Annotated in this window: 11 protein-coding genes; 6 read left to right on the top strand and 5 right to left on the bottom strand. The window is 71.7% G+C overall.

The window, feature by feature from the left end; genetic code table 11:
- Nucleotides 1–113: 113 nt before the first annotated feature.
- Nucleotides 114–4,025, bottom strand: coding sequence for a M36 family metallopeptidase (locus IPQ09_11125; protein MBL0194754.1), 3,912 nt, complete (start codon nucleotides 4,023–4,025; stop codon nucleotides 114–116).
- An 86-nt stretch (nucleotides 4,026–4,111) separates the two neighbouring features.
- Between IPQ09_11125 and IPQ09_11130 the strand changes: the two genes are divergently transcribed.
- From IPQ09_11130 to IPQ09_11145, 4 genes are all read left to right on the top strand, one after another.
- Nucleotides 4,112–4,618: a thrombospondin type 3 repeat-containing protein gene (locus IPQ09_11130; GenBank protein ID MBL0194755.1), complete on the top strand. Its 507-nt coding sequence runs from the start codon at nucleotides 4,112–4,114 to the stop codon at nucleotides 4,616–4,618.
- A 91-nt stretch (nucleotides 4,619–4,709) separates the two neighbouring features.
- Nucleotides 4,710–5,978 (top strand): CapA family protein, encoded by a 1,269-nt coding sequence (locus IPQ09_11135; GenBank protein MBL0194756.1) that lies wholly within the window; start codon nucleotides 4,710–4,712, stop codon nucleotides 5,976–5,978.
- Between the two features lie 86 nt (nucleotides 5,979–6,064).
- Nucleotides 6,065–7,081, top strand: coding sequence for an aminopeptidase (locus IPQ09_11140; GenBank protein MBL0194757.1), 1,017 nt, complete (start codon nucleotides 6,065–6,067; stop codon nucleotides 7,079–7,081).
- A 47-nt stretch (nucleotides 7,082–7,128) separates the two neighbouring features.
- On the top strand, nucleotides 7,129–7,776 hold the full coding sequence (locus IPQ09_11145; GenBank protein ID MBL0194758.1) for a hypothetical protein: 648 nt from the start codon (nucleotides 7,129–7,131) through the stop codon (nucleotides 7,774–7,776).
- Nucleotides 7,777–7,815: 39 nt separating this feature from the next.
- Here the strand turns inward: IPQ09_11145 and IPQ09_11150 are convergent, their stop codons facing one another.
- The 4 genes from IPQ09_11150 to IPQ09_11165 all read right to left on the bottom strand — a co-directional run bounded on the left by IPQ09_11150 (nucleotide 7,816) and on the right by IPQ09_11165 (nucleotide 12,368).
- Nucleotides 7,816–8,157: a hypothetical protein gene (locus IPQ09_11150; protein MBL0194759.1), complete on the bottom strand. Its 342-nt coding sequence runs from the start codon at nucleotides 8,155–8,157 to the stop codon at nucleotides 7,816–7,818.
- 299 nt (nucleotides 8,158–8,456) lie between these two features.
- Nucleotides 8,457–9,950, bottom strand: a complete 1,494-nt coding sequence (locus IPQ09_11155) for an MFS transporter (GenBank protein MBL0194760.1) — start codon at nucleotides 9,948–9,950, stop codon at nucleotides 8,457–8,459.
- Nucleotides 9,917–10,876 (bottom strand): prolyl oligopeptidase family serine peptidase, encoded by a 960-nt coding sequence (locus IPQ09_11160; GenBank protein MBL0194761.1) that lies wholly within the window; start codon nucleotides 10,874–10,876, stop codon nucleotides 9,917–9,919. Before IPQ09_11160 ends, IPQ09_11155 begins: the two co-directional genes overlap by 34 nt.
- 13 nt (nucleotides 10,877–10,889) lie before the next feature.
- Nucleotides 10,890–12,368: a peptide MFS transporter gene (locus tag IPQ09_11165; protein MBL0194762.1), complete on the bottom strand. Its 1,479-nt coding sequence runs from the start codon at nucleotides 12,366–12,368 to the stop codon at nucleotides 10,890–10,892.
- A 110-nt stretch (nucleotides 12,369–12,478) separates the two neighbouring features.
- Here IPQ09_11165 and IPQ09_11170 point away from each other — a divergent pair, with 110 nt between their 5' ends.
- Both IPQ09_11170 and IPQ09_11175 read left to right on the top strand, forming a co-directional pair.
- Nucleotides 12,479–13,579, top strand: coding sequence for a radical SAM protein (locus IPQ09_11170; GenBank protein MBL0194763.1), 1,101 nt, complete (start codon nucleotides 12,479–12,481; stop codon nucleotides 13,577–13,579).
- Nucleotides 13,576–15,807, top strand: a complete 2,232-nt coding sequence (locus IPQ09_11175) for a radical SAM protein (GenBank protein MBL0194764.1) — start codon at nucleotides 13,576–13,578, stop codon at nucleotides 15,805–15,807. Before IPQ09_11170 ends, IPQ09_11175 begins: the two co-directional genes overlap by 4 nt.
- Nucleotides 15,808–15,830: the final 23 nt, after the last annotated feature.

Consider the following 15,830-nt stretch of genomic DNA (forward strand, 5'->3'; position numbering starts at 1 on the left):
CTGCACGCTCGTGGAGCTGCTCGTGCCGCTCGTGCCTTCGGCTCGCGGGCGGACCGGCGCGGGAGGTAGCAGCCGGGCCCGCGGAGACGGGCTCGCCGTGCGCGGGCCTTCATTCAGACCACGGCGCCGCGCCGCCTCCGCACGAGCGCGAGCGCCAGCGAGAGCGCGAGGCTACCGGCGACTCCCCCTCCACCTTGTCCCGCTGGACCCGCGCTGCATCCGCCCGAGAGCGACACGGCGACGGGCGGCTCGGCCCGCACCGTGACGTCGACGCGCGACGCGCTGCTGAGGAGCGCCCCGTCGTCGGCCCGCAGGGCGAACGCGAGCTTCGTCTCGCCGAGCGTGTCGGGCGCCGTGAACGCGAGGGTGGGGGTGGTGTCGCCCGAGAGCGCCACGGTGGGCCCCTCGATCTGCGCCCATCGGTAGGTCAGCGGCAGACCCTTCGGGTGCGTGGCGCTGCCCTCGAGCTTCACGGCCTCCTTCGCGCCCACGGTCTTGCCGGGGCCGGCGTTGGCCTTCGGGCCCTCGGCGTCGCACGCGTCGCGGTGGGCCGTGAACGACCAGAACGGCTTGGTGGCCACGCCCGTGAGCGCGATGTCGTCGATGTCCCACCCGGCCTCGGCGGTGTTGTCGTCCGCGCCGGCGCGGAAGCGGACGCGCACGTCGTCCACGGCGCCGGTGCGCACCTTGAGCACCTCCTCGCGCCACGCCGGGTAGCCCTCGCTGATGCGGCCGAACCCCTTTCGACCCTTGAGCGGGTTCGTGCCGCGTGGGTCGTCGACGAACGTCACGTTGTAGTTGATCACCGCATACGCCGAAATGTCTTCCCACTTGACGCCGCCGTTCAGGCTTATCTCCACGACGCCCCCGTCGAAGTCCGACCTGCGCTCGGTCGAGAACTCGAACGCCCAGCGGTGCCGGAAGGTGAGCCCGAAGGAGTCCTCCTTCACCGCGAACGGCGCGGAGGTGAGCAGGTGGTCCGAGGGCTCGCCCGCGTTCGGAATCGACCAGAACTGGCTGGCGCCTTCCTTCACGCGGCGCCACTTCACCGACGTGCCCGTCGTGTCCTTCCCGCTGACGACCCAGGAGGTGTTCGACGTCTGCACGTCGTCCGTCGTGGCGGAGTCCTCGACCTCGTCGGCGTCGCGCACCCCGGTCACGGTCGTGGTGATGGTGCGCGGCACGGCGAGAGCCGGATCGGTGAGGGCTACGTCGAGCGCCACCTTTTCGATCGGCCGACTCCCGCGGGCCACGACGCGAACGCGCGCCTTCGCGACGGCGAAGGGCTTGAGCGCCGGGAAGGCGAGCGCGCCACCGTCGGCGAGCTCGAGACCCGGGCTCTTGGTGGTCACCTTCGCGTCGACCTTGTCGAGCGTGGTCGCACCCGAGTTGCGGAGGGTCACCTCGATCGAGCCGGTCTCGTCCGCGTCAAGGATGCCGTCACGGTCGCAGCTGACCACGTCGTCGGTGAGGACCGCAGAGACAATCTGCAGATCGCCGCCCACGAGGAAGCTCTCCTTGGCGCCCTTGTTGTCAACGCTCGACTTGTCGGGCCCGGTCGCCCCGACGCCCGCGCCGCGTTTCGCGAACGCGCGCCAGAACGCCTGGAAATCGCCCTCGTCGCTCGCGTACGCGACCGCGATGAGCGCGTCGCGCGCCTCGAGGAGCGTGGGGTCGACCGGCGTCGCCTTGAGGCTCTGGACGAGGTAGCGCTTCATCCGGTCTTGGGCCGCCTGGAACGTGTATCGCGGATCCCGCAGGAGGTTCGAATACGCCTCCCACAGCATCACGGCCCACACCTCACCGGTGGCGTGCACCTCCGAGTTGTTGCCGCCGTCCTCGCCGAACGAGGTGGGCACGTTTCGCGGCAGCGGTACCCCATCGGAGATGTGCTTGAAGGTGAGCGCGTTCTTCGTCATGTCCGACGAATACGGCTGTCGACGAATACCGAAGTAGGAGTCGTCGCCGCTCCCGCTCGTCGCGTGGGTGCCGGTGGGGTACACCCCGTTCCAATTGGCTCCCTGCGGTGTCGTCACGTCGTCGGCTCGCACCATCACGAGCTGCGCCGTGAAGTCACCCCAGCCCTCGCCGAGGCCGCCCGCCTGGTTCGTGGTCAGGCCGTCGGCGTTGCCGACGAGGCGGTTCGAGAGCACGTGGCCCCACTCGTGCGCCACGATCGCCGTGTCGAGCCCGCCGTCGAGGTCCGAGGTGCCCTCCCGGCGCATCGTCACCGCCACTCCTTGGGGGATCGCCGCCTCGAGCGCCTGCCCGTCGACGACCGCGAGGGAGAGCGCCGGGATGTCGATGTCGGAGGCTTGCCCCCCCATGTACGGCGCCGAGGTCGGCGAGACCGACGACGCCACGTTCGCGACCAGAATGCCAATCCCGCCGGCCGCCTGCACACGCGTGGCCTTCTCGACGAACGAGCAGGTGCCGCGGTGGACGAGCACGATCTTGCCAGTCACCGCCGCCGTGTTGCCGAGCGCCTCGCAGGCGTCGTTGGGATCGGCGCCGGCCCCGTCGACCGCGAGGGCCACGTCGCCGCGCGTGACGAACTTGTCCTTCCCGAAGGCGCCGGCCGAGCCCACGGTGCGCGAGCCCGCGAGGGTCGCCGGCGTCTCCACGTCGAGGCTCGACGTGGTCTTCCCCGCGAAGACGTACATCTGGATGCGGGGCGACACGCCGTCCGCCGGGGTCGCTGCGTTCGCGTTGTTGCGACCGCTGTAGTCCTGTCCCTCGATGAGCAGGCGATCGCTGCCCTTGCCTCCGCGCCCGAAGTTGTCCTGCTGGTGATTGCCCGACTTCTCGTCGAAGCCCGAGTCGTAGAACCAGTCGTGCAGGAAGTTCGTGACGTAGAAGAGGTGATTGACCGAGCCCTTGATCGACTCCGCGGTCGCCCCGGGCGACGCCGACGTGTCATACGTCCAGTCGAACACCGGGCCGAGGGCGCCCACGCCGGACGCGTTCGCGCGCGCGTCCCGGGTCGCGGTCGTGAAGCCGTTCGGGGTGGTGAGGTCGGCGTACGCGTCGACGTTGTTCCCTCGCGTCTCGGTGGCGCCGTTCGGCAGCCACGGATCGCCCTTGGAGAACGGGAAGTTCTGGAGCCGCACGAGCTGCGGAGCGACGGCGCCGGGCTTGGTCGCGTCGGGGCGGCCCGTGGGGTGGGGTACGAAGGCGTTGCCCTGCGGGCCGTCCATCGGCACCAGGGTCTCGGCGCTCGCCCAGGTGCGGATCTCGAGCTGCTCGTTCCGCACGAGGTCGTTCGTGAAGAGCACGGCCCCGTCGATCGCGGATACGACCACGGAGCGCGCGCGGCCGGACACGAGCAAGAGCTCCACACGGTACGCGGGCACCACGCCGTCGCGGCTCGGATAGTAAACCTCCTTGACCCTCACCGGCCCGGAGAACGGGTGGCCCACGAACGCGCGCGTGTCTGCCTCTCCCGCGGAGCTCGCGAGCGTGGCTGCGCTGGCCGCGTCCTGCGGGAGCTCGGCGCCCGTCGCCGCCCGGTACGCGAAGGCGAGGGCCTTCTCCGGAGTGACCACGAACGGCGCGTCGCTCCCGTCGAGCGAGGGCGCGAGGCTGCCCGTGAGGGCGACGGGCTCGAGCGCGCGCGTGAGCACGAGGCTCGCCTCGCCGCGGAACACCTCCCGACCTCGAACCCGCTGCGCCACCTTCGCGAGGATCGCGCCCCGCCCAAGATCGTGGACCACAGGCTCGGTGACCGCGCCCAACGCAGCCCTCGACAGGTGCAGCGGCCGCTGGAGCGCGCGCAGAGTGGTGCGCGCGGCGTCGGCCGCGTCTGCGAACGGAGCGGCTTCGGGTGCGCGCGTGAGCCAGAGGAACGAGGGGGCGCCGAGCCGCGCGTCGGTGTGCGCGACGGCGGCGGTGACGGCGGCGACCTCGCCCTGGGAGATCCCCGGCGCGCGGGCCGCGCGCGAGGGAGCGGGCTCGCCCGAGACGCCGCAGCCGACGGCGGCGAGGAGGGTGAGGAGAGCGGCGGAGCGGCGGACGCGCGGCATCATGGGCGCGCACCCTAGCACTCCTATGAGCGCTTGCTCTTCGTCACCGCCGCCCTCGACACGAGGGCGTTCAAGCTGGACCATGCCGCATGCGCTCCTCGCTCGTCGCGCCCGTCGTGCTCGTCGCGGGCCTCCTCAGCCTCGCCGTCGCGTGCGCGGTGACCCCCGCCCGGGTCCCGTCGCTCACCGCGCCCGACCCCCGCGCGGCGCCCGTCGGCGCGCCGCTCGAGCTCGCGTCGAGCGGGCCGCCCAGCACGGCGTTCGTCCCGGCGCGCGGCGCGAGCGGCCGCGACGCGGACGAGGACGGCACTCCCGACTCCGCAGACCGCTGCCCCGACGCGCCCGAGGATCGCGACGGCTTCCAGGACGAAGACGGGTGCCCGGACCCCGACAACGACCAGGACGGCATCCCCGACGTCGACGACATGTGCCCCAACGAGCCCGAGGATCGCGACGGGTGGCTGGACGCCGATGGGTGCCCCGACCCCGACAACGACAAGGATGGCGTCCCCGACATCGAAGACCACTGCCCGATCGAACCCGGACCGCGCGGCAACCGTGGCTGCCCGAGCCAGAGCCGGCCCGCCGCGCCCTGAGCCCGCGGTTGCCCGGCGCACCTCGCCGCGGTACATCTGACCTCCTGTGAGAGACCCCCACGCCGCTGCGCGCCCGCTGCTCGTCCTTGCCATGGCTGCCCTCGCGCTCTCGTGCTCTGCCGAGAAGACCGTGGAGCCCGATCCCGAGCTCGACGGGGCCGCCGAGACCGCCGAGATCCCCGAGGCGTTGCGCGATCCGCAGGCCCCGCTCCTCGCCGCGCCGCTCGCCTTCGACGAGGCGTGCCTCCCCGGCGATCGCGTCACGATCGCCGCCGTGGGCGACGTGCTCTTGCACGGACCGCTCCAGGATCAGGCGCGCACGCGCGACGGCAGCGACGGCAACGAGGACTACGAGTCTCTTTGGGCGCCGGTCGTGCCGCTCCTCAAGAAGGCCGACGTCACCTACGCCAACTTCGAGGGCGCCGCCGACGGCTCGCGTGCCTACACGAGCTATCCCCAGTTCAACTACAACCCGCTGGTCATTCCGGCGCTCCAGCGGGCGGGCGTCGACGTGGTCTCTACCGCCAACAACCACTCGCTCGACGCGGGCGGCAACGGCGTCCGAGCGACGCGCACGGCCATGTCGCGCTACGCGATGCCCTTTACGGGCACGGGCGACGGCGGCGAAGTGGCGACCACGGAGTGGCACGCCACCACCGAGGCGCGCGGGGCGGGGGGCACGACCTTCAAGCTCGCGTGGCTCGCCTGCTCCTTCGCCTCGAACACCGAGGCGGGCGCCACGAACGGCATCCCCGATCCCAAGAAGCAGGTCCTCAACTGCGGTCGCGATCGAGCGTTCGTGCTCGACACGATAGGCAAGCTCTCGAAGACCCACGACGCGGTGATCATCACGCCGCACTGGGGGGTCGAGTACGAGGTCACGGCGAGCCGCACCCAGCGCGAGCTCGCGCAGAGCTTCGTCGACGCGGGCGCCAAGATCGTGTTCGGCAACCACCCCCACGTCCCGCAGCCCTACGAGAGAATGGTCTCGCGCAACGACGCGCACGAGGCCTTCGTCGTGCACTCGATTGGCAACTTCGTCTCGAACCAGGTCCAGGGCATCTCGAGCTCTACCGCCACCTGGAAGACCGCCGTGATGTACGTCGGGCTCACCAAGCAGACCGGCGGCAAGGTCGTGGTGAACGGCGCCCGGTACGTGCCGCTCACCATGAAGCGCACGTCGAAGCGCACCCTCGTGCCCGCGGAGTCGAGCGAGGCCGGCACGCAGGGCGCCTCGACCATCACGTTTACCGAGCGTATGTATCATGCAAGCAACCGCCTCGTGGGCGACGCGCCCCTGGTGACCGCGCAGAAGGTCGTCGAAACCGAGGGCCGCAAGGCGCTCGAGCCCTGCCGCTGAGCGGGCCGCCCCGACCCCGCGCGCTTGGCGCCGGGCCACGCGCGCTCGCCGCCGAGTGGACCGCGCGCGTCGCGTCGCTCGCGCTCGTGGCGTCGCTCGCGCTCGGGCTCGGCGGGTGCGCGCAGCTCCGCTACGTGACGCAGGCCTCGGCCGGCCAGGCCGAGCTGCTCGACCGCCAGCTCCCGATCGACGAGCTCGTGCGCGGCGGGCACCTCGCTCCGCGCACCCGCGCCCTCCTCGCGCGGGTGGGCGCCATCAAGGCCTTTGGAGAGCGGCGCGGCCTCCGCGCGACGTCGAGCTACACCCACTACGTGAACCTCGAGCGCCCCGCTGTCGTCTGGGTGGTGAGCGCCTGCGATCCCCTGGCGTTTCGCTCCAAGGTGTGGAGCTTCCCCGTCACGGGGAGCATCCCGTACCTCGGTTGGTTCCGCGAGGGCGAGGCGCAGACCTTCGCGGCCGAGCTCCGAGGCGAGGGCTGGGACGTCGATCTCCGCGGCGCCTCGGCGTACTCAACGTTGGGGTGGTTCAACGATCCGGTCCTATCGACGATGCTGGTGCCGGGCGAGGCGGGCCTGGGGGAGCTCGCCGACGTCATCCTCCACGAGTCGCTGCACGCGACGTATTTCATCAAGAGCCAGAGCGCGCTGAACGAGAGCCTCGCGTCCTTCGTGGGCAATCGCCTGGCGGGCGTTTATCTGGACGAAGCCCTCGGCCACGACTCCCCGGAGAAGCGCGCCTATGTCGCGCTCGAGCAGCGCGCCGCCGCGCGAGGCGCGGAGATGCGCGCCGCCTACGAGCGCCTCGAGGCCGTGTACGCGAGCCCGGTGGCGCCCGCGGTGAAGCTCCGGGAGAAGGCCCGCGTCCTGTCGGCCCTGCGCGACCGCAGCCGCGAGGGCGGGGTGAACAACGCCACGCTCATCCAGTACGAGACCTACGGCGCCGGCGAGCCGGAGCTCGCGCGGCTGTTCGCGTCGTGCGCCGGCGATTGGGCCCGGTTCCTTCGCGTGCTCGATCGCGCCCGTCCCGCGTTCGGTGCAGCGCCCCCTCACGCCGAGCCCGCGGAGCTGCTCGCCCCGCTGGTCCGCGCGGGCTGCCCGCGTTAGCCGCGCGCCCCGCTTGTCCCTGGCCGCGAAACGCGCGATGACGTGGCATGCGCTCGTCCTCGCTCTCGGTCTCGTTCTCGCTCGCCCTCGGTTCGCTCACGGTCCTCTCGGCGTGCGGTGGCGCGCCGCCACCCCCTGCGGAAGCCCCGAAGCCCGCGGCCTCCGCGGCGCCGGCCGCCAAGGCGGACGCGGACGGGAAGGACGCGAAGGCCACCAAGGCCGCGTCGCTCGACGCCCTCGTGGCGGGGGAGGCGGCGAAGGGCGCCTGCGAGCCCGCGCACCAGGCGGCCCTCGAGAAGCTCCTCGGCGAGGTCGAGGCGGGCATGAAGGGAATGTTGGCCGACGGCAAGCCCATCGGCTTCACGCTGGTCGCCAAGCGCGTGATGGCGCTCGGCTCGTCGGCGCGCTCGATCGAGCTGGCGGGCTCGGCGCGCGGCACCGAGGTGCACGTGCTCGCGTACGGCGTCCACGGCGTCTCGCTCGACGTGCTCGTCGGGAAGGCGGCGGCGACCACACTCCGCTCCCCGCACCAGCGCAGCGCGGCCTCCCCGATCGCCATCCAGCTGCCCACGATTGGCGCGGTCGACGAGCTCGAGAGCGACAGCCGTCAGGTCACGCTCGAGCCGAACCAGCCCATCGTCGTGAAGCTCACGGGCGAAGGTTGCGTGGCGATGGCCGCGTTCCTCAAGCCCTGACAGCGGGCTCCTTCGCCGGGCGCCGGCGACCGCGCGGCCTCAGCGGACCTCTTCGAACACGTCGGCGTCGGGCAGCGCGAGCACAGCGCGACCGGCCTCGCCGAGCCGCTCCCGCGGGACATTGGCGAAGCGCGAAGCGAAGGCGGCCGTGGGGCGCAGCACGACGCGCTCGCCGGTGCTCTTCTTTTGATAAATGGTCTTTACCTGTTCGCGTGTCGCCGGGGTGACGCGCAGGTTCAGCTTGCCGAGGCTCGCGCCCGTGGCCGCCGCCGCGCCGTCGGCGACGCAGCTGTACTGCACCTCGCTCGGGCTCTCGTGCGTGACGTCGAGATCGAAGCTGCCTCGCGGCAGACCGAGCTTCGCGAGCGCGTAAGTGCCCATCCGGAAGCCCGACACGGCCCACGGCCCGGCGCCTCCGTGCGCGCGCCGCACGGCCTCGAGCGCGTCGTCTTCGGGGGCGCTCGCGCCCTGGCCGGCGTGGCCGCCGTGACCGGCGTGACCGCCGTGGCCCCCGTGGCCCCCGTGCCCCGCGTGCGCTGGCGTCGCGGTCGTCGGGGCCGGAGCCGCGGCCGGAGGGGCGCAAGCGCCGAGCACGAGCGCGAAGGCGAGGGAGGCACGCAGCAGGGGACTCGGCGCGAGAGACATGCCGCGTTCCTATCACGGGCGACGCCCGCCTCGGTCTAGACCTCGCCGGCCCCGCCGCCCTCGACGGGGCGCGTGGGCGGCGGCATTCGGGGGAACGCGAGCCCAACGAGCGCGCCCACCACCGCGAGGCCGACCAGGACGGCGAACGCCTGGCCCGCGCCGGCCGCGAGATCGTCGCCGAGCGTGGCGATGACTTCGGGCGCGAGGTCCTTGCCGCGCTCCGGCCCGAGCAGCTGGTTGAGCAGCTTGGGCGAGGCGTGGGCGCCCACGGCGCCCGCGATGATCGCGCCCATTCCGCCGACCGCGAGGGCTCCGCCGATCGTCCGGGAGAACATGTTGCTCGCCGTCGCGACACCTCGCTCGCTCCAGGCGGCGCTCTCTTGCACGGCGATCATGGCGGCCACGCTCGTGACGCCGAGCCCGACGCCGAGGAGCGCCACGCACGCCCCGAGCGCGGCGAGGCCCGCGCGCGCGTGGAGCGCCGCAAGCAAGAGGGCCGACGACGCGGCGCTCACGAGCGAGCCCGCGCGCACGAGCGGTCGATACCCCACTTTGGGGAGCGCCCTGCCCGCAAGGGTCGAGGCGAGAGGCCACGACACCAGCATCGGCGCGAGCGCCATCCCGGCCTGGGTCGGCGAGGCGCCGAGCACGGCTTGCTCGTGGAGGGGCAGGTAGCTCACCGTGCCGCTCACGAGCGCGCCGAGCACCGCGCTGCTGGCGTTGGACGCGCGGATGACCGGGAGCCCGAGGAGCTTCGGCGGCAACACGGGATCGATGGCGCGCCGCTCGACCGCGAAGAAGAGCCCCGCGAGCACCGCGCCGAGCGGCAGCGTGACGAGCGGCATCACTCGGCTCGTGCCCGCGAGCACGAGCACCACCGCGCACGCCAGCAGCGCGCTGCCCAGCAAGTCGAACGCGACCTTCTTCGGCGTGACGCGCTCACGGAATACGCGTGAGAGCAGGGCCGCCGCGAGCAGGGCGAAGGGCACGTTGACGAAGAACACCCAACGCCACGACAGGGCCCGCACGAGCAGCCCCCCGAGGAGTGGACCCGACGTGCCCGCGACCGCCCACACCGCGCCGAAGAGGCCCTGCACGCGCCCGCGCTCCTCCGGCCGGTAGAGGTCGCCCACGATGGTGAGCGCGATGGGCTGGATGCCGCCGGCGCCCACGCCCTGGACGGCGCGAAACGCGACGAGCGTCGCCATGGTGGGGGCGAGCCCGCTCGCGACCGATCCGAGAACGAAGATCCCGAGCGCGGAGAGGAGCACCGGCTTGCGGCCGTACAGATCGGCGAGCTTGCCGTAGAGCGGCATCGTGAGGGTCGATGAGAGCATGTAGACTGCACCCACCCAGCCGTAGAGCGAAAGCCCGTGCAGGTCGGCGACCACGCTCGGCATGGCCGTGGCCACCACCGTCGCCTCCATCGCCGCGAGGAACGTGGACAGAAGAATGGCCACGAGCGTGAGGCGCCGCGTGGGATCTTCGGGGCCGCTCATCGGGGCGGTGCGCGCAGGAAGAACGTCCACGTCGCCTCCGCCGCGCGGTCCCACACCCAGTGGCCAAGACCGTCGACCTTGCAGAACAGCGTGGGGCGCTCCTTGGGGCACTTGTACGCGTGGCACTCCGGATACCCGGTGGTCTCCATCACGCCCAGATCGCACCCGTTCACGTAGCCCCAGTACTGGGCAGAGAAGGCGCCGCTGTCCAAGCTGACGCCGAAGTCGTGTGTGCCGTGCAGGGCCATCATCGGGATCGGGCGCTGGCCCTTGCACTTCGTGAAGCCGTTGGGCCACGACTCGGCGCGCTGGTAGGGCGCGCCGGCCGCGTTCGTCGCGATCGCGCGGAACAGATCGGGGCGCTCGCACGCGGTGAGGTTCACGAGGAACCCACCGCTCGAGTATCCCGTGCCGAAGACGCGGGTCTTGTCGACCGGCGCGCTCAGGGCCACCTTGTCGACGAGCGCCTCGAGGAACGCGATGTCGGGGTTGCCTTCGTCGGGTGCCGCCCCCGCGCGCGTGTCGAGGTCCCAGGTGGCACGGAGCCCGTCGGGATAGACCACGATCGCCTCGTCGCCCGTCGCCCGCTCGAAGAAGAAGCCGTTGTGGAAGCCGTCGGCCGAGCCGCCGTCGCCGTGGAGGACGAGCACGAGCGGGAGCGGCGCGTCGCGCTTCGCTCCGACGGGGGTGAGCTGTACGTAGGTGCGGTCACGCCCCGCGACCCGCAGGGAGCCGCCGGTCTCACGCACGCCGCCCGGCGCGTGCGAGTGCCGCTCGACGGGCAGCACCGACGCGCCCTCGTGGGGCACTATCTTCGGCTCGACGTGCCGGAAACGGTACAAGATCCCTCGACCGAAGCGGCGGCCGGCGAGGGCGAGGAGCACGGCGAGCACCACGAGCAGCAGGGCCGTGCGCGCGCGCGACGGGCGCTCCTCGATCGAGGCCGCGGGGCTCATCGCGGGGCCCGCCTCACGCCGCCGGCTCCGCGTCGTCTTCGTCGGTGGCGTTCTCGTCGCCGATGGCGCGCTTCAGCGGAACCATGAGGAGGAGCATGACGACGCCGGTGGCGATGGACAGCCCCGAGAGCATGAGGAAGAACGACCCCTTCGACATCTTCTCCCACAGAGTGCCCAGCAGCCCGGACATGTAGTTGCCGAAGAAGCTCGACACGAACCACATGCCCATCATGAGCGACACGATGCGAGGCGGGCTAATCTTGGTCACGAGCGACAGCCCCACGGGGGAGAGGTAGAGCTCCCCGAGCGTGAGGATCGCCGTGCACCCCACGAACCACCCCATGCTCGCCTGGCGGCCCGAGTCGACCACGCGCGCGCCGCCGATCATCACGAGGAACGAGATGCCGAGGAGGAAGCAGCCAATGGCCATCTTCGTCACGCTGGTCGGCTCCTTCTTGCGCCTGGCTTGGCGCCGCCAGAGCGCGTTGATGAACGGCGTAAAGAGGAAGATCATCGCCGGGTTCACGGCCTGGAACCACGACGCCGGCACCTCCCACGAGCCGATGAAGCGGTTCGTGTTGTTGTCGGCCCACAGGGCGAGGGTGTTGCCTTGCTGCTCGTACACGCCCCAGAACACGACGTTCAGCGCGCAGAGCACGAGCAGGGCGCCGATGCGGGAGCCGTCGGAGGCCTTCTTCTGCGTGGGATCGACTGGCGCCTTGGAGCGCTCGGCGGCCTCCCGATAGAGCGACTCTTTTGGCTCCTTCGAGGCCTCCTCGAGCGCGGCCTTCTTCTTCATCACGCTGTCGGGCGCCAGCATCCCCTGTCCGGCGAGGTAGATAGCCAGGCCGAGCAGGAGCCCGACGCCCGCCGACCCGAAGCCCCAGGCCCAGCCGTAGTCCTTGCTCTCTCCTAGGGTGCCGCACACGAACGGCGACATGAACGCGCCGAGGTTGATGCCCACGTAGAAGATCATGAAGGCGCGGTCGCGGCGAGGATCGCCCTTCGTGTAGAGGTTTCCCACCTGCGTGGAGATGTTGGGCTTGAAGAAGCCATTGCCCACGATGAGGAACAGGAGCGCCACGTAGAACCAGCGCGGCGACATCATCAGGAACTCGCCGAGCGCCATGAGCACGCCCCCGATGACCACGGTCTTGCGCTGCCCCAGGAGACGGTCGGCGAAATAGCCACCCGCGATGGGTGTAAGATACACAAGGCCTGTGTAGAGCCCGTAGATCTGGGACGCGAGCGCCTGCGACGACATCTCGCCGAACACGCGAGAGAGCGCCGCGACCATGACGGAGTGCCCGGCGATCCTCCCCACGTTCTCCGGTAGGAAGAGCATCTTCGTCATGTAGTAGACGAGGAGCGCGCGCATTCCGTAGTAACAGAAGCGCTCCCACATCTCGGTGAAGAACAGGACATAGAGCCCGAGAGGGTGCTCGCCGAGGGTTCGCTCGGGCCGCTTCGTGTCCACCGAGGGGCGCGTCATGGCCGGGCTTTACCACCTTTTCTTCTCGGTGGCGCCTGGGACTCGACCAACGCCGGGACTCGACGAAGGCCGCGCTTGACCCGAGCGGCGCGCGGCGTGAGGCTCTCTCGATGAGGCCGAAGCGCTACTCGCTCGCGATCGAGCTCACCGGCTACTGCAACCAGAAGTGTGGCTACTGCTACAACGACTGGCGCGGCGACAAGAAGGAGGCGCAGGCCCTCCCGACCGAGACGCTCCTCTCGCTCATCGACCGCGCGGCGACCGAGGTCGAGTGGGACCACGTCACGCTGACCGGCGGTGAGCCGCTCGCGCGGGCCGACCTCTACACGGTGCTCGAGCGCCTCGCGACGCACGGGCTCCGCGCCATCATCATCTCCAACGGCGGCCTCGTGACCGAGGCGCACGCGGCGCGCCTCGCGCCCCATCGGCCTCACTTCGTGCAGATCACGCTGAACGGGCCGGAGGCCGCGCTCCACGAGGAGCACGTCGGCCCGGGTCACTTCGAGCCCACGCTCGCGGGCATCCGCGCGCTCGTGAAGGCCGGCGTCCGCGTCTCGGGCTGCGTCGTCGTGACCCGGAAGAACGCCGCGAAGGTCGGCGCGATCCTCGAGCTCTTCGAGTCGCTCGGCGTGAGCCAGGTAGCCCTCTCGCGTTACTCGCCCGCGGGCTACGCCGCCGAGCAGGTGGCCGAGCTGCTGCCCTCGCGGAGCGAGCTGCTCGTGGCGCTCGAGGCGGCCGAGCCCTTCGCCAAGGCCGGTCGCGCGACCGTGCAGGTGACGATGCCGGTGCCCCCGTGCGTGGTCGACACCGCTCAGTTCCCCTCCGTTCGGTTCTCGTCGTGCCCCATCGGCACCGAGGCGCAGGAGTTCGCCCTCGGCACCGACGGCAAGCTCCGTAACTGCACGCTCCACACCGACGTCGTCGCCCACACCGACCAGGGCGAGCGCTTCGACGCGGCCGTCACCTCCGCGGAGGTGTCGCGGTACCGCGACGTCACCCCCGAGTTCTGCGCGCCGTGCCCGATGCGTGCATCCTGCATTGGTGGCTGCGGCGCGGCGTCGGCGACCGTCGCGGAGCGTCGCGGCCTCGATCCGTTCGTCGCCCAGCACACCGATCCCGACTTCTCCGCGAGCCTTCGGGCCGCGCGCGGCGGCGGCCCCGCGTTCGTGCCGGCGGGGCGCCTCGCGCGGCGGAAGGGCCTCACCGCGTGAGGCCGCGCGTCCTCCTGCTCTTCCCGGGCTCGGAGGGCGCCGCGGCGGGCAACTTCGGCGTGCCCCAGCTCGTGGGCCTCGCGAGCTATCTCCGCGCGCGCGCCGGCGCCGACGTCACGGTGGTCGATCTCGCGTGCGAGCGCGCCCTCGGCCGCGTCGACTTCACGCGGCTGTTCGAGGGCCCCGGCGGGGCCGGGTACGACGTGGTCGGCCTCTCGTGCTACTCGTCCTTCGACTACCTGCCGCTCGTCGCCCTCGCGGAGATCGCGCGGCGGATCTCCCCTCGGACGGTGATCGTGGCGGGCGGCTACCACGTGAGCGCGCGGCCCGGCGACTTCGTCTACGACGGCTCGCCGTTCGACGTCGCCGTGGTGGGGGAGGGCGAGCGGCCGCTCGCCGAGGTGGTGGCGTCGGTCGTCGGGGGCGAGCCCATGCGCGGGCGCGTGCTCGGCCCCGACCCCATCGAGGTGCTCGACGACCTGCCGGAGACCGACTGGTCGGTGCTCGAGCGCTACCGCAGCGTCGCCCGGCGCGTGGCGAGCCAGGTCGAGATCTACCTGTCCCGCGGTTGTCCCTTTGACTGTGCATTCTGCATGGAAAAAGCGAAGCGAGAGGTGAGCTGGCGCGGCTATTCGGTCGACCGCGCGCTCGCCGAGCTCCAGGCGCTCCACGCGTTCCTGGGGCTGGAGACGTGGACCGTCTACTTCGCCGACGCGCTCTTCGGCATGCCCAAGGCCTGGCGGCGCGGGTTCCTCTCGAAGCTTGCAGAGCGCGACTTCCCGTCGCTGAAGAACTGGCTCCTCATCCGCGTCGACATGGTCGACGACGAGGATCTACGCCTCTTCAAGGCGGCGAACTGCGCCCCGGGCTTCGGCCTCGAGTCGGGCGATCCGGGCATGCTCTCCATCATCCGCAAGGCGGGTCGCCTGCACGACTACCTCGACCGCATGGTCGCGGTGTCCGAGCGCGCCGCCGAGCTCGAGGTGCCGTGGGGCGCGAACGTCATCGTGGGTCACCCGGGGGAGACCGAGGAGTCGCTGCGGAGCTCGGCCGCGTACATGCGGCGCCTGTTCCTCGGCCCCGCCCGAACGACCGGCTTTCTGTCGGTCGACCCGTTCCGCTACTACCCGGGCTCGCCGATCGACGACGAGCGTGGCCAATACGAGGCGAGGTTCGGCACCGTCGTCCATCGCCCCGAGTGGTGGCGCGACGGAGACCAGGCGTTCCTGTCCGAGTGGGTCGACCCGTCGCGCGAGCTCACGTACCTGCGGCGCGACGCGCTCATGGAGTCCGAGTTCGCGCCCATCCTGCGAGAGATGCCGGAGCGCTTCGACTACCGCGGGCCCTCGCGGCCGTACTTCCTCCGCGCGGTCGAAGGCCAGATCGAGCAGTTCTCGGCGGACACGCGCCTCGCGTACCTGGATCGGTACTACGCGTGGCGAAAGTACACGGGCCAAGGCGCCGCGGCGCTCGTCGAGCGCGCGGGCGACGAGCGCCTCGCCACGCTCTGCGCCGAGCTGCGCGGCGCGGAGGTGCGCCGCTCGGAGGCGCGCCATGGTCCGTTCGAGCCCGCCATCCGCGACGCGCTCCTCTGCGTCCGGCGCGAGCTCCACGCGCCGCTCGACGCCGCGCGCGCCAGCGTCGTAGATCGCCCGCTGGCCCTCGACCGCACCGGCGCGGCGACCGTGAGCGCCATGCACGCGTACGCGCGCACGTTCGCGCTCGCGGGGGTGCGGCCTGGGGCTCGCGTCCTCGACCTAGGCGCGGGCACAGGATACGGCACCGCGCTGCTCGCGAGGCTCGTGGGGCCTACGGGCTTCGTGCGCGGCGTCGAGCTCGACCCGAAGCTCGTCGCCGCCGGGCGACCCGCGCTCTGCGATCTCCCGAACGCCGAGCTCGTGGCGGGCAGCGCCTTCTCCGCCTCCGCGTGGGAGGGCGGTCCGTGGGACGCGGTCGTGGTGGGCTTCTGCGCCGAGGAGCTGCCGGCGCTCTGGTGCGCCGAGGCCACGCTGGGGCAGGGGACGCTGGTCGCCCCTCTGGCCGACGGCGAAGGGCAGCGCCTCTTCCGGGTGCGGCGCGGGGCCGACGGCCGGGTCCACAGCGAGCCCTTCGACGAGGTCATTTACGTGTCGGCCCGGTTCGAAGCCCCAAGCCCGCCCGAACGACCCGCGGAGTCTCGAGGTGCGCCGCAGGTAGCGAAACCTCGCACACGACTCCCGCTGGCCTGACTCTCGGCGGCCGTCCGGTGCGC

It is taken from the genome of Myxococcales bacterium (assembly GCA_016720545.1).
GTDB lineage: Bacteria > Myxococcota_A > Polyangia > Polyangiales > Polyangiaceae > JAAFHV01.